The 22,624-nt window shown below is 58.6% G+C and carries 27 protein-coding genes; 20 read left to right on the top strand and 7 right to left on the bottom strand.

All coding sequences use genetic code 11. The annotated features are described in order from the left end of the window. The first annotated feature begins 76 nt into the window (after nt 1-76). The 7 genes from ACR3EM_RS13190 to ACR3EM_RS13160 all read left to right on the top strand — a co-directional run bounded on the left by ACR3EM_RS13190 (nt 77) and on the right by ACR3EM_RS13160 (nt 4,861). Entirely contained in the window at nt 77-691 is a 615-nt protein-coding gene (locus ACR3EM_RS13190) for a ribonuclease D (protein WP_480471115.1), read from the top strand. After that, on the top strand, nt 688-1,656 hold the full coding sequence (locus ACR3EM_RS13185) for a KpsF/GutQ family sugar-phosphate isomerase (protein ID WP_480471114.1): 969 nt from the start codon (nt 688-690) through the stop codon (nt 1,654-1,656). Before ACR3EM_RS13190 ends, ACR3EM_RS13185 begins: the two co-directional genes overlap by 4 nt. Before the next feature lie 13 nt (nt 1,657-1,669). After that, a complete protein-coding gene (gene lptC, locus ACR3EM_RS13180; RefSeq protein WP_480471113.1) occupies nt 1,670-2,269 on the top strand; it encodes an LPS export ABC transporter periplasmic protein LptC in 600 nt (199 codons plus the stop codon). A 3-nt stretch (nt 2,270-2,272) separates the two neighbouring features. Then, the gene (locus tag ACR3EM_RS13175) at nt 2,273-2,764 is read left to right on the top strand and encodes an LptA/OstA family protein (protein ID WP_480471112.1); all 492 of its coding nucleotides are present in this window, start codon (nt 2,273-2,275) and stop codon (nt 2,762-2,764) included. After that, nucleotides 2,764-3,522 carry an LPS export ABC transporter ATP-binding protein gene (gene lptB / locus ACR3EM_RS13170; RefSeq protein ID WP_480471111.1) on the top strand — a complete coding sequence of 253 codons (759 nt, stop codon included), beginning with the start codon at nt 2,764-2,766 and terminating at the stop codon, nt 3,520-3,522. Before ACR3EM_RS13175 ends, lptB begins: the two co-directional genes overlap by 1 nt. Nucleotides 3,523-3,774: 252 nt before the next feature. Next, on the top strand, nt 3,775-4,338 hold the full coding sequence (gene hpf, locus ACR3EM_RS13165) for a ribosome hibernation-promoting factor, HPF/YfiA family (RefSeq protein WP_170428456.1): 564 nt from the start codon (nt 3,775-3,777) through the stop codon (nt 4,336-4,338). 58 nt (nt 4,339-4,396) lie between these two features. Beyond that, nucleotides 4,397-4,861, top strand: a complete 465-nt coding sequence (locus ACR3EM_RS13160; RefSeq protein ID WP_480471110.1) for a PTS sugar transporter subunit IIA — start codon at nt 4,397-4,399, stop codon at nt 4,859-4,861. A 66-nt stretch (nt 4,862-4,927) separates the two neighbouring features. Here the strand turns inward: ACR3EM_RS13160 and dalA are convergent, their stop codons facing one another. Then, nucleotides 4,928-5,443 carry a divisome-associated lipoprotein DalA gene (gene dalA / locus ACR3EM_RS13155; RefSeq protein ID WP_480471109.1) on the bottom strand — a complete coding sequence of 172 codons (516 nt, stop codon included), beginning with the start codon at nt 5,441-5,443 and terminating at the stop codon, nt 4,928-4,930. Nucleotides 5,444-5,611: 168 nt separating this feature from the next. On the opposite strand from dalA, the gene ACR3EM_RS13150 reads away from it, so the two are divergent. Together ACR3EM_RS13150 and ACR3EM_RS13145 are read left to right on the top strand one after the other, a co-directional pair. Then, on the top strand, nt 5,612-6,211 hold the full coding sequence (locus tag ACR3EM_RS13150) for a L,D-transpeptidase (protein WP_480471108.1): 600 nt from the start codon (nt 5,612-5,614) through the stop codon (nt 6,209-6,211). 139 nt (nt 6,212-6,350) lie between these two features. Then, the gene (locus ACR3EM_RS13145; RefSeq protein WP_005979327.1) at nt 6,351-6,533 is read left to right on the top strand and encodes a hypothetical protein; all 183 of its coding nucleotides are present in this window, start codon (nt 6,351-6,353) and stop codon (nt 6,531-6,533) included. A gap of 82 nt (nt 6,534-6,615) precedes the next feature. On the opposite strand, the gene hemH is transcribed toward ACR3EM_RS13145, so the two are convergent. Both hemH and ACR3EM_RS13135 read right to left on the bottom strand, forming a co-directional pair. Next, nucleotides 6,616-7,665, bottom strand: a complete 1,050-nt coding sequence (gene hemH, locus ACR3EM_RS13140) for a ferrochelatase (protein WP_480471107.1) — start codon at nt 7,663-7,665, stop codon at nt 6,616-6,618. 56 nt (nt 7,666-7,721) lie between these two features. Next, nucleotides 7,722-8,552, bottom strand: a complete 831-nt coding sequence (locus tag ACR3EM_RS13135; protein WP_480471106.1) for a methyltransferase domain-containing protein — start codon at nt 8,550-8,552, stop codon at nt 7,722-7,724. On the opposite strand from ACR3EM_RS13135, the gene ACR3EM_RS13130 reads away from it, so the two are divergent. The 5 genes from ACR3EM_RS13130 (at nt 8,533) to ACR3EM_RS13110 (ending at nt 11,583) form a co-directional block, all read left to right on the top strand. Next, the gene (locus ACR3EM_RS13130; protein ID WP_480471105.1) at nt 8,533-9,297 is read left to right on the top strand and encodes a double zinc ribbon domain-containing protein; all 765 of its coding nucleotides are present in this window, start codon (nt 8,533-8,535) and stop codon (nt 9,295-9,297) included. The genes ACR3EM_RS13135 and ACR3EM_RS13130 overlap by 20 nt on opposite strands. A gap of 37 nt (nt 9,298-9,334) precedes the next feature. Further along, nucleotides 9,335-9,592, top strand: a complete 258-nt coding sequence (grxC, locus tag ACR3EM_RS13125; RefSeq protein ID WP_480471104.1) for a glutaredoxin 3 — start codon at nt 9,335-9,337, stop codon at nt 9,590-9,592. Next, nucleotides 9,592-10,422 (top strand): carbon-nitrogen hydrolase family protein, encoded by an 831-nt coding sequence (locus tag ACR3EM_RS13120; protein ID WP_480471103.1) that lies wholly within the window; start codon nt 9,592-9,594, stop codon nt 10,420-10,422. Before grxC ends, ACR3EM_RS13120 begins: the two co-directional genes overlap by 1 nt. A 14-nt stretch (nt 10,423-10,436) precedes the next feature. Further along, nucleotides 10,437-10,877, top strand: coding sequence for a MarR family winged helix-turn-helix transcriptional regulator (locus tag ACR3EM_RS13115; RefSeq protein WP_170327795.1), 441 nt, complete (start codon nt 10,437-10,439; stop codon nt 10,875-10,877). 109 nt (nt 10,878-10,986) lie between these two features. Further along, nucleotides 10,987-11,583 carry an imm11 family protein gene (locus ACR3EM_RS13110; RefSeq protein WP_480471102.1) on the top strand — a complete coding sequence of 199 codons (597 nt, stop codon included), beginning with the start codon at nt 10,987-10,989 and terminating at the stop codon, nt 11,581-11,583. Between the two features lie 88 nt (nt 11,584-11,671). Here the strand turns inward: ACR3EM_RS13110 and ubiG are convergent, their stop codons facing one another. Then, nucleotides 11,672-12,421 (bottom strand): bifunctional 2-polyprenyl-6-hydroxyphenol methylase/3-demethylubiquinol 3-O-methyltransferase UbiG, encoded by a 750-nt coding sequence (gene ubiG / locus ACR3EM_RS13105; protein WP_480471101.1) that lies wholly within the window; start codon nt 12,419-12,421, stop codon nt 11,672-11,674. A 48-nt stretch (nt 12,422-12,469) separates the two neighbouring features. On the opposite strand from ubiG, the gene pip reads away from it, so the two are divergent. The 6 genes from pip to infB all read left to right on the top strand — a co-directional run bounded on the left by pip (nt 12,470) and on the right by infB (nt 19,749). Beyond that, nucleotides 12,470-13,447, top strand: coding sequence for a prolyl aminopeptidase (gene pip / locus ACR3EM_RS13100; RefSeq protein ID WP_480471100.1), 978 nt, complete (start codon nt 12,470-12,472; stop codon nt 13,445-13,447). Then, a complete protein-coding gene (locus tag ACR3EM_RS13095) occupies nt 13,444-14,256 on the top strand; it encodes an ABC transporter substrate-binding protein (RefSeq protein WP_480471099.1) in 813 nt (270 codons plus the stop codon). Before pip ends, ACR3EM_RS13095 begins: the two co-directional genes overlap by 4 nt. Nucleotides 14,257-14,416: 160 nt before the next feature. Beyond that, complete coding sequence (rimP, locus tag ACR3EM_RS13090) at nt 14,417-15,007, top strand: ribosome maturation factor RimP (protein WP_480471098.1); 591 nt, start codon at nt 14,417-14,419, stop codon at nt 15,005-15,007. Next, entirely contained in the window at nt 15,007-16,620 is a 1,614-nt protein-coding gene (nusA, locus tag ACR3EM_RS13085; RefSeq protein WP_480471097.1) for a transcription termination factor NusA, read from the top strand. Before rimP ends, nusA begins: the two co-directional genes overlap by 1 nt. A 22-nt stretch (nt 16,621-16,642) precedes the next feature. Further along, nucleotides 16,643-17,266 carry an RNA-binding protein gene (locus ACR3EM_RS13080; protein ID WP_170395356.1) on the top strand — a complete coding sequence of 208 codons (624 nt, stop codon included), beginning with the start codon at nt 16,643-16,645 and terminating at the stop codon, nt 17,264-17,266. An 8-nt stretch (nt 17,267-17,274) separates the two neighbouring features. Further along, the gene (gene infB, locus ACR3EM_RS13075) at nt 17,275-19,749 is read left to right on the top strand and encodes a translation initiation factor IF-2 (RefSeq protein ID WP_480471096.1); all 2,475 of its coding nucleotides are present in this window, start codon (nt 17,275-17,277) and stop codon (nt 19,747-19,749) included. A 61-nt stretch (nt 19,750-19,810) separates the two neighbouring features. On the opposite strand, the gene ACR3EM_RS13070 is transcribed toward infB, so the two are convergent. From ACR3EM_RS13070 to tdh, 3 genes are all read right to left on the bottom strand, one after another. Then, entirely contained in the window at nt 19,811-20,641 is an 831-nt protein-coding gene (locus ACR3EM_RS13070) for an alpha/beta hydrolase (RefSeq protein ID WP_480471095.1), read from the bottom strand. Nucleotides 20,642-20,644: 3 nt separating this feature from the next. Continuing rightward, the gene (locus tag ACR3EM_RS13065; RefSeq protein WP_480471094.1) at nt 20,645-21,520 is read right to left on the bottom strand and encodes a tryptophan 2,3-dioxygenase; all 876 of its coding nucleotides are present in this window, start codon (nt 21,518-21,520) and stop codon (nt 20,645-20,647) included. A gap of 63 nt (nt 21,521-21,583) precedes the next feature. Beyond that, nucleotides 21,584-22,612, bottom strand: a complete 1,029-nt coding sequence (gene tdh / locus ACR3EM_RS13060) for an L-threonine 3-dehydrogenase (RefSeq protein WP_480471930.1) — start codon at nt 22,610-22,612, stop codon at nt 21,584-21,586. Nucleotides 22,613-22,624: the final 12 nt, after the last annotated feature.

Raw genomic sequence — 22,624 nt, 5'->3', positions numbered from 1 at the left:
ACCTTTGAGCTGATGACGTTGAGTTTGTTCGTGAAACCTCCTATTTCGGGGACGAAAGCGCACAAAGGACAATTCCGTGGCGAACCACCTTTATAAGAATGACCTGCCGGACGGGTTGGATCTGGGCCCTGTAGTGGCCATCGACTGTGAAACCATGGGGCTGAACCCGCATCGGGACCGCCTCTGTGTGATCCAGATGTCCGGCGGGGATGGCAACAGCCATATCGTGCAGGTCGAGAAAGGGCAGACGCGTGCTCCGAACCTGTGTGCGATGCTGGAAAACCCCGATGTTTTGAAGCTGTTCCACTTTGGCCGCTTCGATATTGCTGCGATGTATCATGCATTCGGCGCGCTGGCTGCACCGGTCTATTGCACCAAGATCGCCAGTCGCCTGGTGCGCACCTATACCGACCGGCACGGGCTCAAGAACCTGTGCCAGGAGCTGATCGGCGTCGATATCTCGAAGCAACAGCAGATGAGCGACTGGGGTGCGGAAACCCTGACTGACGCCCAGCTGGATTATGCGGCCTCGGATGTGCTGTATCTGCATCGCCTGCGCGAGGCGCTGGACGGGCGACTGGCGCGTGAAGGCCGGACCGAGATGGCACAGGCCTGTTTTGACTTCCTGCCGATGCGTGCGAAACTCGATCTCGCTGGTTGGCCCGAAACGGATATCTTTGCGCACTCATGACTGATACCGAAGCTTTCCTGAAAACCGCCCGACAGGTTGTCACCGACGAAGCCCGCGCGCTGGATGTTCTGGCCGAGGGGCTGGATGAGCATTTTGCCGAGGCTGTGCAACTGATCCTGCAGGCGACTGGCCGCATCATCATCAGCGGCATTGGCAAGTCGGGTCATATCGGCCACAAGATAGCGGCAACTCTGGCCAGCACCGGTACACCTGCCTATTTCGTCCATCCTGCCGAGGCGAGTCATGGCGATCTGGGCATGGTGTCCAAAGGCGACGTGGTTCTGGCGATCTCGAACTCCGGCGAAGCGCCGGAACTGGCCAACCTGCTGGCTTTTACCCGCCGCTTTGGCATCCCTCTGATTGGCCTGTCCAGCAAACCCGAAAGCACGCTGATGAAACAGGCCGACGTGCATCTGCTGATTCCGTCACTGGGAGAGGCCTGCGGTTTTGGCATGGTGCCTTCGATCTCGACCACGCTGACGCTGGCGATGGGGGATGCGCTGGCGATTGCGTTGATGAAGTATCGGGACTTCAAGCCCGAAAACTTCCGCGACTTCCATCCAGGTGGCAAACTGGGCGCACAGTTGAGCAAGGTGCGTGATTTGATGCATACAGATACACCGATTGTACCCACTGGTACCGCGATGAGCGAAGCGCTTCTGATTATGAGCCAGAAGGGGTTCGGAGTCGTTGGTGTGACAGATGAACGTGGTCGTCTGTTGGGGATTGTCACTGATGGTGACTTGCGGCGGCACATGGAAGGTCTACTTGATCTGACGGTTGATCAGGTCATGACGGCTGACCCGCGCACGATTGGACCAGATGAGCTGGCTGAAGGCGCTGTTGCGTTGATGACCATGGAAACCCCAAAAATTACCTGCCTCTTTGTGGTCGACCCGGCCGCGGATGGTCGTGCTGAAGGTATTCTGCACATCCACGATTGCCTGCGCGTTGGTCTGGGCTGAGGGAGGGTCTGCGGTGGACCGTCATTCCCGTTGGGTACAGTTTCTGAAAGTGGTGCTGCCTCTGGCCGCCATTTTGCTGCTGTCCACCGTGTTCCTTTTGTCGCGCAGCATCGACACCAATGTTTCGGTCCCGTTCAGCGGACAGGAGATTGACGAACGGTTGACCGATCAGGTCATAACCAGACCCGACTACAAGGGGGTAACCCGCAAGGGCGAAGAAATTCGCGTCGAAGCGCGCCGTGCCAGCCAGGGTAGTACAGGCGACAACCCTACCGCAGCTGAAGTGCAGGGCAGGTTCGGTCTGAGCAATGGGGGTGAGATCACGCTGGAATCCAACACCGGCATGATCCGGCCCGATAAGGGCACCGCCACCTTCTCAGGCAATGTGGTCATCACCACCGCTGATGGCATTCAGGTTACCACTGAGCTCTTGAACACATCTCTGGAAGAAATACGTGGTGATAGTCCGGGCAAGATTGACGGCACCGGCCCGATCGGTGACTTTACCGCTGGGCGGATGACATTTGGTACGGAAAAAACGGACGGCCCGGTCCATATTCTTTTTACAGATGGCGTGAAGCTGATATACGAGCCGCAAAAAGCTGAAAGATAACCCGTGTTTGATTTTCGTGTTGCCTCTGTTTGTTTCGCTCTGATCGCCGGAGCAGCGCCCCTGTCAGCGCAAGAAGCACAAGTTGCCTTTGGGGCGGTCAAAGCCGACCCGACCTTGCCCGTCGAGGTGACGTCCGAGACTTTGAATGTGAACCAGGAAGACGGCTCGGCCGAGTTTCTGGGCAATGTGATCGTCATCCAGGGTGAAATGCGCCTGACCGCTGAGCGGGTGCTGGTGATCTATAATGAAGAACGTTCGGCCATTGAACGGATGGAGGCCACCGAAAATGTGGTTCTGGTCAGCCCACCGGACGCGGCTGAGGGCGATTGGGCCGAATACACCATCGATACTGGTGTGATCGAGATGAAAGGGAATGTGCTGCTGACGCAGGGGCCCAGCGTGATCAGCGGAGATCAGATGATCGCGAACCTGACCTCGGGCACGGCAACGATGTCAGGGCGGGTGAAGACCATATTGCAGCAGGGCCAGAATTGATGAACCGCCCGAACCTGTCTGTCGCTGAGGGCACTTCCGGTCTAAAGATCGAGAAGTTGCGGAAATCCTACCGCAAAAAGACCGTAATCCGGGATGTCTCGATGACACTGGGCCGGTCCGAGGTGGTTGCGCTGCTCGGACCAAACGGTTCGGGTAAGACCACGACATTCTATTCGGTTGCCGGGCTTGTCTTCCCCGAAGCGGGCAGCGTGACGATTGACGGCCAGAACGTCACGACCCTGCCGATGTACCGCCGCGCGCGTCTGGGGATCGGCTATCTGCCACAAGAGATGTCGATTTTCCGCGGCATGAGCGTTGAAGACAACATCGCTGCCGTGCTGGACATCACCGTCAAACATGCTCATCGCCGCAAAGAGCGGCTGGAAGAGCTGCTGTCGGACTTCTCGATTGAACATCTGCGCCGCGCACCCGCGCTCGCGCTTTCAGGGGGTGAACGTCGCCGGGTTGAGATTGCGCGTTGTCTGGCTGCGGATCCGAAATATCTGCTGCTGGATGAACCCTTTGCTGGGGTCGACCCGATCAGTGTCGGGGATATCCGCCTTTTGGTGGCCGATCTGAAGAAACGCGGTATCGGTGTTCTGATCACCGACCATAACGTGCGTGAAACACTCGAAATTGTGGACCGCGCCTATATTCTGCACGATGGTCAGGTTCTGATGTCCGGCACCCCTGACGAGGTGGTGGAAAACGAAAATGTGCGTCGGGTTTATTTGGGCGAAAACTTCCGTATTTCATGAGCTTGCGCGGGATTGCGCCGGGCGCATGGCGGAAATTTGGTATATACACACCTGTTTTGATTGACTCTTCCCCCGCCTCTTGGCTCAATTGGGGTATGGCAAGTCTTCGGTTCCAGACTGGATCGCGATGCCCCTTCTTTGAAGGGCTGGATCAACGGCAACCGCAGACTCTGCTGCGACCCCCCACCCGATAAAAACAAGTCCGCCACGCTATGTGGCGTCAGAATGGGTGTGAATTGTGAAGGAGATCACATGCGTTACCAAATCAGCGGAAAACAGATCGACATCGGTGCGGCCCTGCAAACTCATGTGCAGACCGAACTGGGCGAGGTCGTCGGCAAATATGCCCAGCGACCAACGGACGCCAACGTCGTCTTTTCCCGTTCGGCGCATGAATATGTATGCGAGACCACCGTGCATCTGTCGACCGGTCTGACCGCTCAGGCAAAGGCGCACGCGACCGAGATCTATGCAGCATTTGAGGGCTGCTGTGACAAGATGGAGACACAACTGCGTCGCTATAAGCGCCGCCTGAAAGACCACCACAAGGATCGGTCCGAGCCAGTTGAACTCTTCGGCGCGTCCTCTTATATCCTCGCTTCTGACGAATCGGAGACGGCAGATGAGCCCGAATCGTTGCAGCCGATGATTGTGGCTGAGATGGAAACCAAGATCCCATCGCTGAGTGTTGGTGAAGCCGTTATGCAGATGGAACTCGCCGGTGCCCCGGTGCTGGTGTTCCGGAATGAGAACAAGGACGGATTGAATGTCGTTTATCGTCGTGATGACGGCAATATCGGATGGATCGATCCGTAACAGGCAAGGATAACTGGCCTGCCCCCAAAAGCTGGGGGCATGGTCGAGGAGCAAGATCATGGAGCTTTCGAGCATTCTGAAGCCCGAGGCGGTGCGTGTGCTGTCAGCCGCGTCCAGCAAGAAGCGTCTGTTTCAGGAAATCGGCGATGTCGCCGCCGCTACGCTGGGTCTGGAAGCACAGGCCGTCGTTGACAGCCTGCTTGAGCGCGAGAGCCTGGGGCCGACGGGCGTGGGCCATGGTGTTGCCTTGCCGCACGCGCGATTGCCCGAGCTGGAGGAGGTTTCGGGGGTTTTCGTGATGTTGGAAAAGCCCATCGATTTCGGCTCGGTCGACCGTCAGCCCGTTGATCTGGCCTTTTCGCTTTTTGCGCCGGAAGAGGCAGGCGTCGAACACCTGAAAGCACTGGCCTTGGTTTCTCGCACACTGCGCGAACAGACCGTTTGCGCCAAGCTGCGGGCCAACCCCGATCCAGTTAAGTTGTATGCGATTTTAACTGAGGCCCAATCGGTACAGGCTGCCTAATTGGGCGCAACACAAACAAGAAAGCCCCCGAAATTCGGGGGCTTTCTTGTTTCAAGCGATGGGTGCTCAGCCGCCGGTTCCCATTTCCAGCGTCCACCAGATCTTGCCGCCACCTTCCTGGTGCCAGGCAAATCCCATTTGGGTTGCTTTCGGATCCATGATGACCGAGCGCGGCCCGGGCTCCTGCATCCAGGCCGCCAGCGTTTCGGTTTCGGTTTCATAGGTTTCCGAGATCGCCTCGCCCAGAAACGTACCGAAATATCCGACCCGCGCCGCTCGATCGAGCGGTGACGAACCGTCTGAGCCGAAGTGCCAGGGACGGTTCTGCCGGGCCATGTCTTTCGCATGAGTGGCGGCAGCCGCGTTCAGTTGTGAGTTCAATTGGACCTGTTGCAGGCCGGATGCCTGCCGCAGGGCATTCACTGAATCCAGCATGCGGAACTGCAGTTTTTCTGGATTGCCGCGAATCTTGTAGACCGAAGGCAGAGGTCTGCCGTCAGCCCCAATCGTCGTGGTGCCCGAATCGGTGCATGCCGCCAGAGCGAGGGTACAAATCGTCAGAAGAGAAAGAATACGTGTCATGATTGGCCTGAATTCTGTGTTTCAAGGGAAATAGCTCGCTTGAAGGCTCGGGGCAAATGCACAATGGCCCAAGCTTGCATGATTCTGCCGGTTTGATTTGCGACTGAAGCATTCTGGCCATAAAATGTTCCAGAATTTGCATTCGACCTTAGCAAAGGACCGCTCGTCATGGTCAAGAAACCGATTGTTACCCAAACGCGCCGCGCATTTCTGGCAGCTGCCTCGGCTAGCCTCGCGTCACCGGCGCTGGCTCAGTACATCCCAGGTGATCCGCTGCGCCCTGCCCCGGAACCCGAAGCACCTGTGCGCCGCAATGTGTCCGGGTTCCGTGCACTCGATTGGCAGCCGTACTTCTCAAACACCAATAACGGGGCCATTCTGGTCGATACCGTCTCGCGGGCGCTGCATTATTGGTCAGAAGATCAATCCGTGTACAAACTTTACCCATCTTCGGTGCCATTGACCGAAGAGTTGACCCGCCGCGGACGCACCAGCGTTATCCGCAAAGTCGAAGGTCCAAGCTGGTCACCAACGCCGTCGATGAAAAAGCGTAATCCGGAATGGCCGGATTATATTCCGCCGGGTCCGGATAACCCATTGGGAACACACGCTTTGTATCTGAGTTGGAAATATTACCGCATCCACGGCACCCACGATACGCGCAAAATCGGGCGCCGGTCGTCAAATGGCTGCATCGGACTGTTCAACGAAGACATCGCTGAGCTGTTTGCAATGGCCAATGTTGGCACGCAAGTGTTGCTAATTTGACGACATTTTCGCGCACGAACCCGCTTGTGGCGCAAGTTGCAATTGCAATCCGGCGGTATTGCTGATTAGAAAAACTCACGAGGTAAGTCTTAGATGTGCGGTTTCGCTATTGGGAATCGCGCAAATTCTGGAGGTTAATATGAAGAAACTCGTTCTCGCCGCTGCTCTGACTGCTGCTGCTTCGACCGCTTATGCTGGCAACCTGGAAGAGCCGGTTGTTGAAGCACCTGTTGTTGTCGAAGAAACTCAGGGTTCGTCGCAGGGCATCATCCTGCCGCTGATCCTGCTGGTTGTTGTTGCTGCAGCTGTTGCCGCAGGCTAATCGACGAGCATTAACTCAGGGAAAAGGCGGTGGGTTGTCCCTCCGCCTTTTTTCATGCCTGCAAGACGCGGCTTAGTGCCGGTTAGTCCAGCCAGCCGCGCAGATTGTCTTCGATCACTTTGCCCAGTGCCGCGATATGCGCATCCTCGTCGTTAAGGCAGGGGATATAGGTGAACGATTGGCCTCCGGCTTCCTCAAAGCTTTCCTTGATCTCTTCATTGATCTCTTCCAGCGTCTCGATGCAATCGGCCGAGAAGGCGGGTGCGATGACAGCGATGTTCTTCTTCCCCTGACGCGCCAGATCAGCCACGTGATCTACGGTATAAGGTTTCAGCCATTCCTCGGGTCCAAAACGCGACTGGAAGGTCGAGACCAGCTGATCATCCGACCAACCGAGCCGTTCTTTCAGCAGTCTTGAAGTTTTGACGCATTGGCAGTGATAGGGATCGCCCTGCTGCAGATAGCGTTCCGGCATCCCGTGGTAGGAACATACAAGGATATCCGGCTTGGTCTCCATGGCGGCATATGCGCGCTCGACCGAGCCTGCCAGCGCGTCGATATAGGCCGGTTGGTCGAAATATGCGGGCACCGTGCGGCTGGCCGGTTGCCAGGCCTCGGCCATCAGAGCGCGGAAGAACTGGTCATTCGCGGTCGCCGTCGTGGCGCCCGCATATTGAGGGTAGAGTGGAAAGAAGAGGATGCGGTCGCAGCCCTCTGCCACCATCTCGCGCACCTTCGAGGGGGTTGAAGGGTTGCCGTAACGCATGCAAAAATCGACCATCACCTGATCGCCGTAGCGTTCTTGCAGCGCGGCGCGCAGCTTGGCGGTTTGATCCTTGGTGATCGTCATCAACGGGCTCTCGCCCTTGTCGTGGTTCCAGATCGACTTGTAGGCTTCGCCCGAGCTGAAAGGTCGTTTGGTCAGGATGATCCCCTGCAGGATCGGCTGCCATTTCCATGCTGGGTAGTCGATCACCCGCTTGTCCGACAGAAACTCGTTCAGATAGCGACGCATGGGCCAATAGCTGTAATCGTCTGGCGTGCCCAGATTGGCCAGCAGAATGCCGACACGCCCCATTTTGACCTTGGGATGATCGGTCGGTGCATGCGTTGGGCGAGTGGCGTCAAACATATGAAGCTTCCTGAGTTTTCGTGTTCTGGCCTGAGATAAAGGGAAATGCCCAGCCGTCAATCGGGCAGTTTGCCCTCTTCCGTCTTCAACGCATCTGCCAGACGCATTTGCGCCGATCCCTGGCGCAGGGGTTTGGGCTGACTTTCGTCCGGCGACCATCCGGTCAGGCACACCAGTTCAAACGTAGCGGCCAGCCGCCCCGAAGCGGTGGCGAAGTGATCCGCATAGATACGTTGCGCAGCCTCGAACACCGCACTTGATGTCGGGCGTTTCAACCGCCCGCTGAGCGCATTGGTTTCACCCATATCCCTGAGATCGCGCATCAGGTGCCAGATATCCCGGTATTCGGCCGTCAGCGGGACGGCATCCGCCACGGGTAAGGCCAGCCCGGCTCGCTGCAGCAGCCCTCCCAGATCGCGTAGCTCGCCCATGGGCGCGATTCGCGGGCTGAGGCCGCCGGTTATCTCAATCTCGGCTTGCCCAAGGGCTGCGCGCAATTGATGCAGGGTTTCTCCACCCAGACATACGACCAGCAGCAGTCCATCGGGCTTCAGCGCACGATGGCATTGGATCAATTGCCCAACCGGATCATTGGCGCAATGCAGCGCCATCGCGTGGATCACCAGATCATGTGCGCCGGGTTGCAGCGGCAGGGTGTCTTCATCTGCCACAACCACCGCGCTAGGCAGAATATCAGACCAGAGATGCGGAAATGGGCTCACGATAGCGGGCGCCGTAAAGGCTTTGTTAACCATGGAGAGCCGATCCTGCACTTCATCAACAGCAGCGCGGTGCAGGAACAGCGCGTTATCCTGCGCGCGCGCGCGGTGCTGCAGGATGGCGGCGCGGTCAAACAAAGAGGGTGCAGTGGACTCGGGCAGTTTCATAGCTCGCAAGTATCGCATAGCGCAGCGGATTCAAACCGCTATCCAACTTATCTATCCACCGCGTTGTATGGGCTGCGGCGCATTGACGAACACCGATTTCGGCCTGTGCGGCCCCTGCTGGCGGGACACGCCCTTCATCGGAGGCACGGTCTGCGAGAGCTGCGGCGTACCGGTCGTCGGCGATCGTGACGGGTTCCGGATCGAATGTGACGATTGCCTGAAACGGCCTCCGCCGTGGCAAGCCGGGCGAGCGGCGCTACTCTATCAGGGAAAAGCGCGATCACTAATTTTGGCGCTGAAACACGGCGATCGACCGGAACTGGCGCGCCCTGCGGCGCGCTGGATGGCTCAGGCGGGGCGTGAGCTGTTGCGGTCTGACATGCTGATCGCACCCGTGCCGCTGCATTGGTCGCGCTTGCTGAAGCGACGCTACAACCAATCTGCCCTGTTGGCGCAGCATTTGGCGCGTGAGGTCGGTCTGGACTGCGTGCCTGACCTGCTTAGGCGTACCAGGCGCACCCCGGTACTGGATGGTAAAACGGCGCACGAGCGGGCAGAGATCCTGCAGGACGCGATTTCAGTCCATCCTCGGCGTTTGCAGCATATGCAGAGGCGAGACGTCCTGCTGGTTGATGATGTCATGACCTCTGGCGCGACGCTGGCGGCCTGCACCCGTGTGTGTCAGGTCGCAGGGGCAAATCATATTTTCGTGTTGGCTCTGGCGCGCGTTGCCAAGGATGCCTAATTCGCCCAAGATTGCGCGAAACCCGAAGGGACGGAATATGAAACCGGTAGAAATCTATACCTCGCCGCTATGCGGCTTTTGCCACGCGGCCAAGCGTCTGCTGAAACAGAAGGGTGTCGAGTTCAAGGAGGTCGATGTCTTGATGCACCCCAAACGCAAGCCCGAGATGATCAAACGTGCGGGTGGAAAACGCACTGTGCCGCAGATCTTCATCGGTACGACCCATGTAGGCGGTTGCGATGACCTCTATGAGCTGGAGCGTCAGGGCAAGCTGGACCGTCTGCTCGCGGCCTGATGAAAACCGCTCTGCTGCAGATCACTTCGTCGGACGACCCGGCCGGAAATCTGGATATGGTGCGCGCCATGATGGCCGAGGCGGTCAATCAGGGCGCGCGTTTCATTCTGACGCCAGAGGTGACGAATTGCGTGTCCACCAGCACCACGCGGCAGCGCGAGGTTCTGCAGCATGAAGAAGAAGACATTACCCTGGCGGGTCTGCGTGCGCAGGCTGCTGAATTAGGTGTCTGGCTTCTGATCGGTTCGTTGGGCATTAAGACTCACGATGCTGATGAACGCTTTGCGAACCGCTCCTTTATGATTGAACCGCAGGGGCAGATCGTAGCGCGTTATGACAAGATTCACATGTTCGACGTGCAGGTCACCGAATCCGAGACCTTCCGCGAATCGAAAAACTACCGCCCCGGCCAGAAAGCGGTGATTGCTGACACCGATTTCGGCAAGGTCGGCCTGACGATCTGCTACGACATCCGCTTTCCCTATCTGCATGCTGCTCTTGCGCAGGAAGGCGCGCGAATTCTCACCGTCCCGGCTGCGTTCTCTCCGGTGACCGGTGCAGCGCATTGGGAACCATTGCTGCGCGCGCGCGCGATTGAGACCGGGTGTTGGGTGCTCGCCCCGGCTCAGACCGGAGAGCATCCGAAAACGCGCGGCAAGACGCGCTATACCCACGGTCACAGCATGGTTGTCGCCCCATGGGGGGAGGTGCTGATCGACGCAGGTACCGATCCGGGCATTCACATTTTCGATTTGGATGATAGTTCTGTGACGGAGGCGCGCCGTCGCGTGCCCTCATTGACTCACGTGCGGCCCTTCGATGGGCCCTGATCCAGAACCGGACTATGACTGACGAACACAATGCCCTTGCGGTCACGCTGTTCAGCGAGATTCTGACTGCAGACCAACTGTTGCGCAACCGGCTGAGCCGGGTGCTGCCCAAGGGTATGGAAATCTCGCATTTTTCGGTGCTGAACCATCTGGTCTTTGTCGGAGACGAGCGCACGCCTGCCCAACTGGCCAGCACGTTCCACGTCACACGCGGAGCGATGACCAACACCTTGGCCAAGCTGGAATGGGCCGGATACATCCACATCCGCCCCGATTGGGACGACGCCCGCCGCAAGATGGTGGCAATCAGCCCCGCCGGTCGGAGGGCTCGGGATCAGGCGATTTCCTCGATTGCCCCGCTAATCAACCGCGTGGTCGGAGAGCTTGGGCTGGAGCGGGTGCGTAGTACATTGCCCGTGCTGCGGGATTTGCGGTTGCAGTTGGAGGGGGAGTAAGGCTTGGAAGCAGCCCCGCGCCAGACAATTGAATTCAACCAATTGACAATGTTCGTCCAAAGAACGGGATAAATTATTCTGCCTGGTGAGAGTTTAGGGATGAGCAAGAATGCCATGGATTTTGCATGAGAGTATTTCAGACCAAGAAGATGTGACATGGGCGTTGCGGGATCTAACGAACGGCGCTGACAGATCGATTCCTAAAATTCACATGCCGGCATTTGAAATTTCTGAAGATCAATACCCTTTGGATTTTCAGCAAACCTCATCGCACACAGAGTTAACGGACTTTATGAGAGGCGGAAGTTTGGGCGTTGTGCTTGTCAGCCAAGCGTTCCGCGACTTGATCGAAGAAATGGACCCGGGGCACAGCCTTTACTTCCCAGTCGTCCTGCAATGCGATGATGGGCGCGTTATCAAGGACGAGTATTTTCTTCATAAGTTCTCGGACTTCATCGACGACGGAGTCATCGTCGACGAGTCTGATGTCCAGCCAGTCGCGCGTAAAGGAAGGATTAGATTCTACAGCAGTTCGGCTTGGCCCAAGCTGGTTTGGTGCAACGACAAAATCAAGAACCGCCACGTATTTGCCGACTGTTATTTGCGAGACCGCTTTTGTGTTTCCGACGCGTTTTTAGAAGCTGCTGAGAATAGAGGTTTCAAGGGTTTTAAGAAAATCGAATCCTTCGTCCGGTATCTGTCTTAGTGGCGCATGGACCAGCGATTGCAGGATGGGTGCTTGCACCCATCACTCCCGTTCATTGATGCTTGCATGACAGGTGCGAACACCCAATCTACGACCGCGGTTTCACACTCGCCGTCACATAATTCACGCTCAAATCCCGGTCCGAGATCGACCAGCTCCACAGGATCGGGTTGAAGACGAATCCCTTGCGGTCCACCGGCTCCAGCCCGGCTTGGCGCAGCAGGTCGAACAGCTCGTCGGGGGTAATAAACTTGTTCCACTCATGCGTGCCGCGCGGCAGCCAGCGCATGACGACCTCGGCCCCGAAGATGGCCATCGCGTAGGATTTCGGGTTGCGGTTGATGGTTGAGCAGATCAGCAACCCGCCCGGCCTCAGCAAGTGCTGCGATGCGGTCAGAAAACCCAACGGATCGGCGACGTGTTCGACTACCTCCATGTTCAGCACCACATCGAATTGCTCGCCCGCGGCGGCCATGTCCTCGGCGGTCGTGTGGCGGTAGTCGATCTGCAAACCCGATTGCTCGGCGTGGATGCGGGCGACGGGCAGGTTGCCCTCGGCGGCGTCCGCGCCGACGACCTCGGCCCCAAGGCGCGCCATGGGCTCGCTCAGCAACCCTCCGCCGCAGCCGATATCCAGAAGGCGTAGGCCCTCGAATGGCTTCGCGACTTTAAGATCACGGTCAAACTCACCTGCGATCTGCTGTGTGATATAATCCAGACGACACGGATTCAGCATGTGCAGAGGTTTGAATTTCCCATGCGGGTCCCACCATTCTGCGGCCATCGCCTCGAATTTTGCGATCTCGGACGGGTCCACCGTGTTCGGATGCGCTTGCATTCCTGTCTCCGTGTGCTCTTTTACGCTTAAGGACTATATAGGGCCGTAATGGATAAGTACCCGGACCAAAAGCGCGCAGTTCAATATCTTTACCCGCCGATCGATCCCTTCGATCAGCGCGTGGTCGATATGGGCGATGGGCACCGTATTTATGTGGAACAATGCGGTAATCCCAATGGGATACCCGTGGTGATCCTGCATGGCGGGCCGGGCGGTGGCTGCAGCCCCGCGATGCGGCGTTATTTCAACCCGGATGTGTATCGGGTGATTCTCTTTGATCAGCGCGGGTGTGGCCGGTCGCGGCCCACCGCGTCAGTCGAAAACAACACGACCTGGCATCTGGTGGCGGATATCGAGCGTCTGCGCAAATTGTTCGACATCGAAGGCTGGATCGTATTTGGCGGTAGTTGGGGCGCGACCCTGGCGCTGATCTATGCCCAAACACATCCGGATCGGGTCAATCGGCTGGTATTGCGCGGGGTGTTTCTGGCCACGCAGGCCGAACTGGATTGGTTTTATGGCGGCGGCGCGGGCAAGTTCTGGCCCGAACAATGGGCCAAGTTCACCTCTCTCTTGCCTGAACAAGAGGTGGATGACGCTATCGCGGCCTACAACAAGCGCTTGTTTTCAGGCGATCGCGCGACCGAGATCCTGTATGCCCGCGCCTGGTCGCATTGGGAAAACGCTTTGGCATCGATCCACACCAATGGGTCGGTTGGGGAAAGCCCCGGCGAATATGCGCGGACCTTTGCTCGGCTTGAGAACCACTATTTCACCAACAAAGCGTTTCTTGAATACGACGGGCAAATTCTGGATCAGATGGATCGGATCGCCCATATTCCCGGTCACATCGTTCAGGGACGTTATGACATGATCTGCCCACCGCAGGCTGCATGGAACCTTTCCGAGCGCTGGCCCAATGTCGAACTGAAGATGGTGCGGCAGGCCGGTCACGCTTTGTCGGAACCCGGGATCAGCGCCGAACTGGTTCGGATCATGGATGGCGTGGCGGAGGGGACGGTATGACTCGCATCGACCGTCGCGCATTATTCGCCTCCGGCGCCGCCGCCGCTTTGCTGGCGGCGACGGGGGCATCTTTGGCCGATACGCCGAAGCAGGGCGGTACGTTGCGGCTGGCGGTGCCGCGCGACAACAGTCTGGAACAGGTGGCGCGGGGCGCTGTCTTTGACAGCCTGACCGAGATCGCGCCCGATGGTACCCTGCGTGGAGAGCTGGCGACCGGCTGGCAGACCGATGCTGATGCGCGGGTCTGGAGCTTTGATCTGCGCGACGATGCCGTGTTCCACGATGGCACCAAGCTGGACGTGAACGACGTTCTAGCTGTTCTGGATGACATTGGGCAGACCGAAGCCATCGCGCCTAATCGTGTGCAGCTGCAATTGGCCGAGGGCAACCCGGGCCTGCCATTCTGGCTGGCCGAGTCGCGGTTTGTCATTGCGCGAGGTGGTGTGACGCCATTGGCTCAGGCCAACGGTACTGGATGCTACCGGGTTGAGCGCGCCGAGGATGGGCGCCACTTTCTGGCACGTAGGGTGACAGATCACTATAAGGCCGGATCGGCGGGCTGGGCCGATACCATCGAGATCATTGTGATCCCGGACGCCAAGGTGCGGGCCGAAGCGTTACGAGATGGATATGTAGACATTGCCGCGCTCCCTGCCGGTGAGGATCTGATCGCGCAGCGCGGATTGCGGTTTCATCCATCTGAGGTCGATGTGGCGCTGGCCGTGGCCTCTCATGTCGGTATGCCGCGCCAGATCGGCCCGGCGACTCTGGACGATGGGCGCATCGCTGAAAGGTGGTGGTTGGCGTAAATCCGATCACGATTTGCGCCGGGGGTTGCAGACTCGGAAACTCCTGCGTATATGCAGTTGCAACAGCGGCGCGTTGGACTTCTGGTCCGGGGCTCCACCGGAAAATTCGACGGGCCGCGCGCCCGTTTTTTTGTGCCCGATGACAGGGTAGAGAACCTGAATGACAAACGACCTGATAGCCAAAGCAGCGATTGACCGGCGACTGGCCGAGATCATCACCCCTGTGATTGAGGATCTGGGGTATGAGCTTGTCCGCATTCGGTTGATGAGTGGCAAGACCACCACGATGCAGATCATGGCCGACAAGCCCGATGGCGGCATCGAAGTGGATGACTGCGCCGAGATTTCCAACGCGATCAGCGCCACGCTGGACGTCGAGGATCCCATTTTGGACGCCTATACGCTGGAAGTGTCCAGCCCCGGCATCGACCGCCCGCTGACCCGTCTCAAGGATTTTGAGACGTTCGAAGGGTATGAGGCCAAGATCGAGACCGCCGAGCTGATCGATGGTCGCCGCCGCTTTAAGGGTGAGTTGGCCGGGATCGAAGGGGATGAGGTTCTGATCAACATCCCCGAGGGGGATGAGACGATCACCATCGGTCTGCAGTTTGATTGGCTGAGCGACGCCAAGCTGGTCCTGACCGATGATCTGATCAAGGAAATGCTGCGCCAGCGCAAAGACGCCGGTGCCCTGAACGAAAACGCTTTCGACGAGATTGAGACCGAAGGGTCCGAAGAGGAGACGAACTGATGGCAATCACCTCAGCCAACCAGCTGGAGCTGCTGCAGACCGCCGAGGCCGTGGCCCGCGAAAAGATGATCGACCCCGGTCTGGTTGTCGAAGCGATGGAGGAATCGCTCGCCCGTGCCGCCAAGAGCCGTTACGGCGCCGAGATGGACATTCGCGTGTCGATCGACCGCAAGACTGGCAAGGCGACCTTCACCCGCGTCCGCACCGTGGTCGAGGATGAAGAGCTTGAGAATTATCAGGCCGAGATGACCGTCGAGCAGGCGAAGCAGTACATGGAAGCGCCCGAGGTTGGTGACGTCTTCGTGGAAGAAGTTCCGCCGGTTGAAATGGGTCGTATCGCGGCGCAATCCGCCAAGCAGGTGATCCTGCAGAAGGTGCGTGAAGCGGAACGCGACCGTCAGTACGAAGAATTCAAGGATCGCGCGGGCACCATCATCAACGGTGCGGTCAAGCGTGAAGAGTTTGGCAACGTCATCGTCGATCTGGGCGGTGCCGAAGCCGTTCTGCGCCGCAACGACAAGATCGGCCGCGAAAGCTATCGCCCGAATGACCGTGTGCGTGCCTATATCAAGGAAGTGCGCCGCGAAGTGCGTGGCCACCAGATCTTCCTGTCGCGCACCGCGCCGGAATTCATGGCTGAGCTGTTCAAGATGGAAGTGCCAGAAATCTATGACGGCATCATCGAGGTCAAGGCCGTGGCCCGTGACCCCGGTTCGCGCGCCAAGATTGCCGTGATCTCTTATGACGGTTCGATTGATCCCGTCGGCGCTTGCGTTGGTATGCGCGGCAGCCGTGTGCAGGCCGTTGTCAACGAGCTGCAGGGTGAAAAGATTGACATCATCCCGTGGAACGAAGATCAACCGACTTTCCTGGTAAACGCGCTGCAGCCTGCAGAAGTTTCCAAAGTGGTTCTGGACGAAGAAGCCGGCAAGATCGAAGTTGTGGTTCCCGAGGAACAGCTGTCGCTGGCTATCGGTCGTCGCGGTCAGAACGTGCGTCTGGCGAGCCAGCTGACCGGTCTGGATATCGACATCATGACCGAAGCCGAAGAATCGGCGCGCCGTCAGAAGGAATTCGAGGCCCGTACTCAGCTGTTCATGGAAACGCTCGATCTGGACGAATTCTTTGCTCAGCTGCTGGTTTCCGAAGGCTTCTCCAACCTCGAAGAAGTGGCATACGTTGAAATCGACGAACTGCTGGTGATCGACGGTGTGGACGAAGGCACCGCGCAGGAACTGCAGACCCGTGCGCGCGAATTCCTGGAAGCTCAGGCCAAGGCGGCGCTGGATGCAGCCCGTGCGCTGGGTGCCGAGGACAGTCTTATTGAATTCGAGGGCCTGACACCCCAGATGGTAGAGGCGCTGGCCAAGGATGATGTGAAGACTCTGGAAGACTTCGCAACCTGCGCCGACTGGGAACTGGCCGGTGGCTGGACTACGGTCGATGGCGAACGCATCAAGGATGATGGTGTACTGGAGCCCTTCGGCGTGACGCTGGAAGAGGCGCAGGATCTGGTCATGACCGCGCGCATCATGCTGGGTTGGGTCGATCCGGCCGAGCTGGAGCAGGCCGAAGAAGACGGTGAAGCAACAGATGAGGAGGTCGAGGCCTGATCTCAGGCCTCGGGTGGCTGACATGGGTCGCGGTGGCGTCCATAAGGATCGGTCGGAAGGCCCTGAACGCAAGTGCATCGCCACGGGCGAGGTTCAGCCCAAATATGGCTTGATCCGCTTTGTGACGGGGCCGGATGGTCAGGTCTTTCCCGATGTCGCGGCGAAATTGCCGGGGCGTGGGGTTTACGTGGCGGCGGATCGCGCGGCGCTGGACAAGGCGGTGAACAAGAAACTGTTCTCGCGCGGGTTTAAGGCGCAGGTGAGTGCCGCCAAGGACCTGACCGATGAGGTCGAGAAACAGGTGGCGCGTCGTGTGATCGAACTGATCAGTCTGGCGCGCAAATCCGGAGATGCGGTCGCCGGGTATGAAAAGGTCAAGTCTTGGCTGGACCGGGAAGAGGCCCAGGTGCTGATTCAGGCGTCTGATGGATCGGGACGCGGCAAGTCGAAACTCAGTACGCCGCATTTCGGGAAATACATCGGCTGGCTGACTGCGGATGAGCTTGGGGCGGCATTTGGGCGCCAAACCGTGATTCATGCGGCCTTGGCCTCTGGCGGACTCGCCAAACGTGTTGTAGAGGAAGCGCAGCGCCTGCGTGGCTTGCGCGAAAAGGATGACGGCGGCAAGGGCCGCTCGGAAGGGTAAGAAGCTTTATGAGCGATAGTGACGGCAAAAAGACATTGGGTCTTCGTGGCGGGGCGCGCCCCGGAAATGTGAAACAGAGTTTCAGCCACGGACGCACCAAGAATGTCGTGGTGGAGACCAAACGCAAACGCGTGGTCGTTCCCAAGCCGGGCGCGACCAAACCAAGTGGTGGTGCGGCACCCTCGGGTGATCCTTCGCGTCGTCCGGCGGGTATTTCCGATGCGGAAATGGCGCGCCGTATGAAGGCGTTGCAAGCCGCCAAGGCGCGTGAGGCCGAAGAGGCCGCAGCCCGCGAGGCCGAGGAAAAGGCACGCGAGGAAGAACGCGCACGCCGCCGGGCTGAACAGGAAGCCAAAGAGCGCGAGCAGCGCGAGGCTGAAGAAAAAGCACGTGCCAAGGCCGAAGAGGAAGAGCGCAAGCGCAAGGAGGCGGAAGAAGCCGCCAAGCGCGCTGCCGCAGCGCCGCCGCCGGAAGAGGCAAAGCCGGCCCGTGGTCCGGCGAACAAGCCTGCGCCTTCTGCCGCGCCGCGTAAGCAGGATCGCGAACGCGAACAGCGTGGTCGTGGCAAGGGTCGTGATGACAACCGCCGCTCGGGCAAGCTGACACTGGGTCAGGCCACAGGTGGCGAGGGCAACCGCCAGCGCTCAATGGCTGCGATGAAGCGTAAGCAGGAACGTGCGCGTCAGAAAGCCATGGGCGGCCCGGTCGAGCGGGAAAAGGTAATTCGCGATGTGCAGCTACCCGAGGCGATCATGGTCTCGGAACTGGCCAACCGTATGGCCGAGCGTGTGGCTGACGTTGTCAAATCGCTGATGCAGATGGGCATGATGGTCACGCAGAATCAGACCATCGACGCTGATACAGCTGAACTGATCATCGAAGAGTTCGGCCACAAGGTCACGCGCGTCTCTGATTCGGATGTTGAAGACGTCATCAAAGAGGTCGAAGACAGCGACGAAGATCTGAAGCCACGTCCGCCGGTCATTACCATTATGGGTCACGTTGACCACGGTAAGACCTCTTTGCTGGACGCAATCCGCGATGCGCGGGTTGTGGCTGGCGAAGCCGGGGGTATCACCCAGCATATCGGCGCCTATCAGGTGAAAACCGATGGCGGCACCACGCTGACCTTCCTGGATACGCCGGGCCACGCGGCCTTTACTTCGATGCGCTCACGCGGTGCTCAGGTGACGGATATCGTGGTTCTGGTTGTTGCCGCGGATGACGCGGTGATGCCGCAGACGATCGAGGCGATCAACCACGCGAAAGCGGCCGAAGTGCCGATGATCGTGGCGATCAACAAGATCGACAAGCCCGAAGCCAACCCGGACAAAGTGCGCACCGATCTGTTGCAGCACGAAGTGATCGTCGAGAAGATGTCGGGTGAGGTTCAGGACGTTGAGGTCTCGGCCATGACCGGTCAGGGTCTGGATGAACTGCTGGAGGCCATCGCGCTGCAGGCCGAGATTCTGGAACTGAAAGCCAACCCCGACCGCGCCGCCCAAGGTGCCGTGATCGAGGCGCAGCTGGATGTGGGCCGTGGTCCCGTCGCCACCGTTCTGGTTCAGACCGGTACGCTGCGTCAGGGCGATATCTTTGTTGTGGGTGAGCAGTACGGTAAGGTCCGTGCGCTGATCAACGACAAGGGCGACCGTGTGAAGGAAGCCGGTCCGTCGGTTCCGGTCGAGGTTCTGGGTCTGAATGGTACGCCCGAAGCGGGCGACGTTCTGAACGTGACCGAGACCGAAGCACAGGCCCGTGAAATCGCCGCCTATCGTGAACAGGCCGCCAAGGACAAACGCGCCGCCGCTGGTGCCGCGACCACCCTTGAGCAGCTGATGCAGAAGGCCAAGGAAGACGAGAACGTGGCCGAGCTGCCGATCCTCGTCAAAGCCGACGTGCAGGGTTCAGCCGAAGCCATCGTTCAGGCGATGGAAAAGATCGGCAACGACGAAGTACGCGTACGCGTTCTGCACTCGGGCGTGGGTGCGATCACCGAAACCGATGTTGGTCTTGCCGAAGCCTCGGGCGCGCCGGTCATGGGCTTCAACGTCCGCGCCAACGCATCGGCCCGGAACACGGCGAACCAGAAGGGCGTCGAGATCCGCTATTATTCGGTGATCTATGACCTCGTGGATGACGTAAAAGCGGCCGCTTCGGGCCTGCTGAGCGCCGAAATCCGCGAGAAGTTCATCGGTTACGCCGAGATCCGCGAAGTCTTCAAGGTCACCGGTGTTGGCAAGGTTGCTGGCTGTCTGGTCACCGAAGGCGTAGCGCGCCGTTCCGCAGGCGTCCGTCTGCTGCGCGACAACGTGGTTATCCACGAAGGCACGCTGAAGACGCTGAAGCGCTTCAAGGACGAAGTGGCCGAAGTTCAGTCGGGTCAGGAATGCGGTATGGCGTTCGAGAACTATGACGACATCCGTCAGGGTGACGTGATCGAGATTTTCGAACGCGAAGAGGTTACCCGCACGCTGGATTGATCCGGTTCAGTATTGAAACACGAAGCAGCGGCCCATTCGGGCCGCTGTTTTCGTTTGAGTATCATTCGGCGCGCGACGACAGAAACGTTCCCGAGGGCATGATGATGTCGAAATGATGCTTGCCCCGTTGCAGATCGAAACTGATCGAATGCCCTGCCTTGCGCAGTAGCTCTGCGTACTCTCGGCTTTGGCGGATGAATTCGGGCGTGTCCCGTTCCGCTACCGTCACTCTGTAGCGCGGCCCCGGTGCGGGTAGGTTCAGGCAAGGGGAGAGGTCGTGGATCTCGACCTTGGTCAGTTGCAGGGGATCATTCACCGAAGTCAGACTGATCGGTTCGAGGTCGTACACTCCGCTGATCAGAATAACATTGCGCACCCGCAGACCCGCTTGGGCAAACGCGCTGGAAGAGGTCGCCATAACCATTGCCGCCAGATGGGCGCCAGCACTGTGGCCCGATAGAATGATGTTTGATGGATCAAAGCCCAGCGATTCAGCCTGCGATCCAAGCCATAGCAATGCATCACGGCATTCGTTGACCATCTGCCCCAAACGGGCTTCAGGAGCGAGCGTGTAATTCAAAGTGGCAAATGCTTGCCCGTTCTCATGCAATACTGGAGCCATCAGAGCCGACTCGCGTTGGCTGAGCGCTTGCCAGTAGCCACCATGGATGAAGACATGCAAAGGCGCATCTGCGCCGGGGGCCGGGAAGAAATCCAAAACCTGCTCTGGGCCATCACCATAGGAGATGTTTTCCCGAACCATCATCTCGGCCCGCGCCTGCGCGCTGAGTGCCGAATAGCTGGTCAGATAAGGCGTCAGATCGCCGCCGACCATAGAGCTGGGGGAATATTCCTGCTCAAGCTCGGCCTGGGTGAAACCGCGATACAGCATGGCTTAATCCCCCGCATACATCAGTTCGGTCCGTACATCGTAGAGATCATGGAAGAACCGTAGTTCCAGCGCCTTGCGCAGAAAGGCCACACCGCTGGAACCACCCGTTCCGGGCTGCATGCCGATCACGCGCTCAACTGCCGTTGCATGGTCGAACCGCCAACGCTGGAACAGGGATTCCACATCCATCAGCTTTTCGGCCAGAGCGTAGAGATCCCAGTGTTTGTCGGTGTTGCGGAACACCTCGACCCAGATTTTCACGACGCGTGGATCGCCGGAATATGGCTGTCCATAATCCCGCTCGATCAGGTCCCGGGGCACGTCAAATCCCTGCCGGGCCAGCATGTGTAATACTTCGTCATAGAGCGACGGCTTGGTGAGCGCTGCGTTCAGCATCTCCATGACTTCGGGGTCATGTGCGTGCACTTTCAGAGTCGAGGCATCCTTGTTGCCCAGAATGAACTCAATCTGGCGATACCCATAGCTTTGGAAACCCGAAGAACTGCCCAAAGCCTGCCGAAACGTCATGTAATCGGCGGGCGTCATGGTCAGTAGTGTTTCCCACGACGCGATCAATTGCCGCTGGATCGCTTTCACCCGGTCGAGGTTCTTCATCGCCGGACCAAACGCATCCTGCTGCAGGAACCGGCGTACTTCGACGAGTTGGTGGTGCATCAGTTTCAGCCACAGCTCGCTGACCTGATGGATGATGATAAACAGCATCTCGTCGGGTTGGGCGGGGTCCTGAAAGGTTTTTTGCAGATTCAGCAGTGTCTTGAGCTGCAGAAAATCGCCGTAGCTTTTGCGGTGAGTTTCTGTGAAGTCGGTGACCAAAGACTCTTCGATCCCTCGTTCCAGATACCTGTCCTTATCGCCCATGTGCTCCTCCAAACGCGCGGGTTCACCCTTGTTTAGGGACAAAACCCGCGCGGTTCCAGAGCGTTAGATCCAGTCGAGAACCACCTTGCCCGACTGACCGGACTTCATCGCCGCAAAACCCTGGGCAAAATCATCGACCGAGAACCGGTGAGTGATCACCCGGCTCACGTCCAGCCCGTTTTGCAGCATGGCGATCATCTTGTACCAGGTCTCGAACATCTCGCGGCCATAGACACCCTTGATCGTTATGGCCTTGAACACGATCCGCGACCAATCGACCGGAGATTTCCCGGGGGGAATCCCCAGCAATGCGATCTTGCCGCCCATCACCAAAGCCTCGACCATCTGGTCCAACGCCGCTTGCGAGCCGGACATCTCCAGCCCCACGTCAAAGCCTTGTGACATGCCCAGTTCGGCAATCACGTCCTGCAAATCCTCTTTCGAGACATTGACGGTGCGCAGGGTTGGCACAACATGCTGGGCCAATGTCAGGCGATCGGGGTTGATATCGGTAATCACGACATGCCGTGCCCCCGCATGCCGCACGACTGCAGCGGCCATGATGCCGATAGGACCTGCACCCGTTATCAGCACGTCTTCGCCCAGAAGATCGAAGCTGAGCGCGGTGTGCACGGCATTGCCCAGCGGATCGAGGATCGCCCCAATTTCATCGGGCACATCGTCGGGCAGGGGGACGACATTGAAGGCAGGCAGTTTCAGGTATTGCGCGAAGGCACCCTGTTCATTGACCCCAATCCCCCGCGTACCAGGGTCGAGATGAAACTTGCCCGCGCGGCTCTGACGGCTGTCGGTGGTGATCAGATGCCCCTCGCCCGAGCAGCGCTGACCGATTTCCAGACCAGTCACATTGCGCCCGATCTCGACAATCTCTCCGGCGAATTCGTGACCGGTGATCATCGGGACGGGCACCGTGTGCGAGGCCCATTCATCCCAGTTCCAGATATGTATGTCGGTGCCGCAGATGCCGGTTTTATTGATGCGGATCAGAACCTCGTCCGGGCCGATTTCCGGGACCGGAGCCTGCACCATCCACAAACCTTCCTCTGGCTTGGATTTCTCCAGCGCTTTCATAGTGTTGGATCT

The sequence above is a fragment of the Ruegeria sp. AH3 genome (assembly GCF_056536265.1).
Note: the sequence above shows the minus strand (reverse complement) of the source record. Positions and strands in the feature narration are given on the sequence as shown.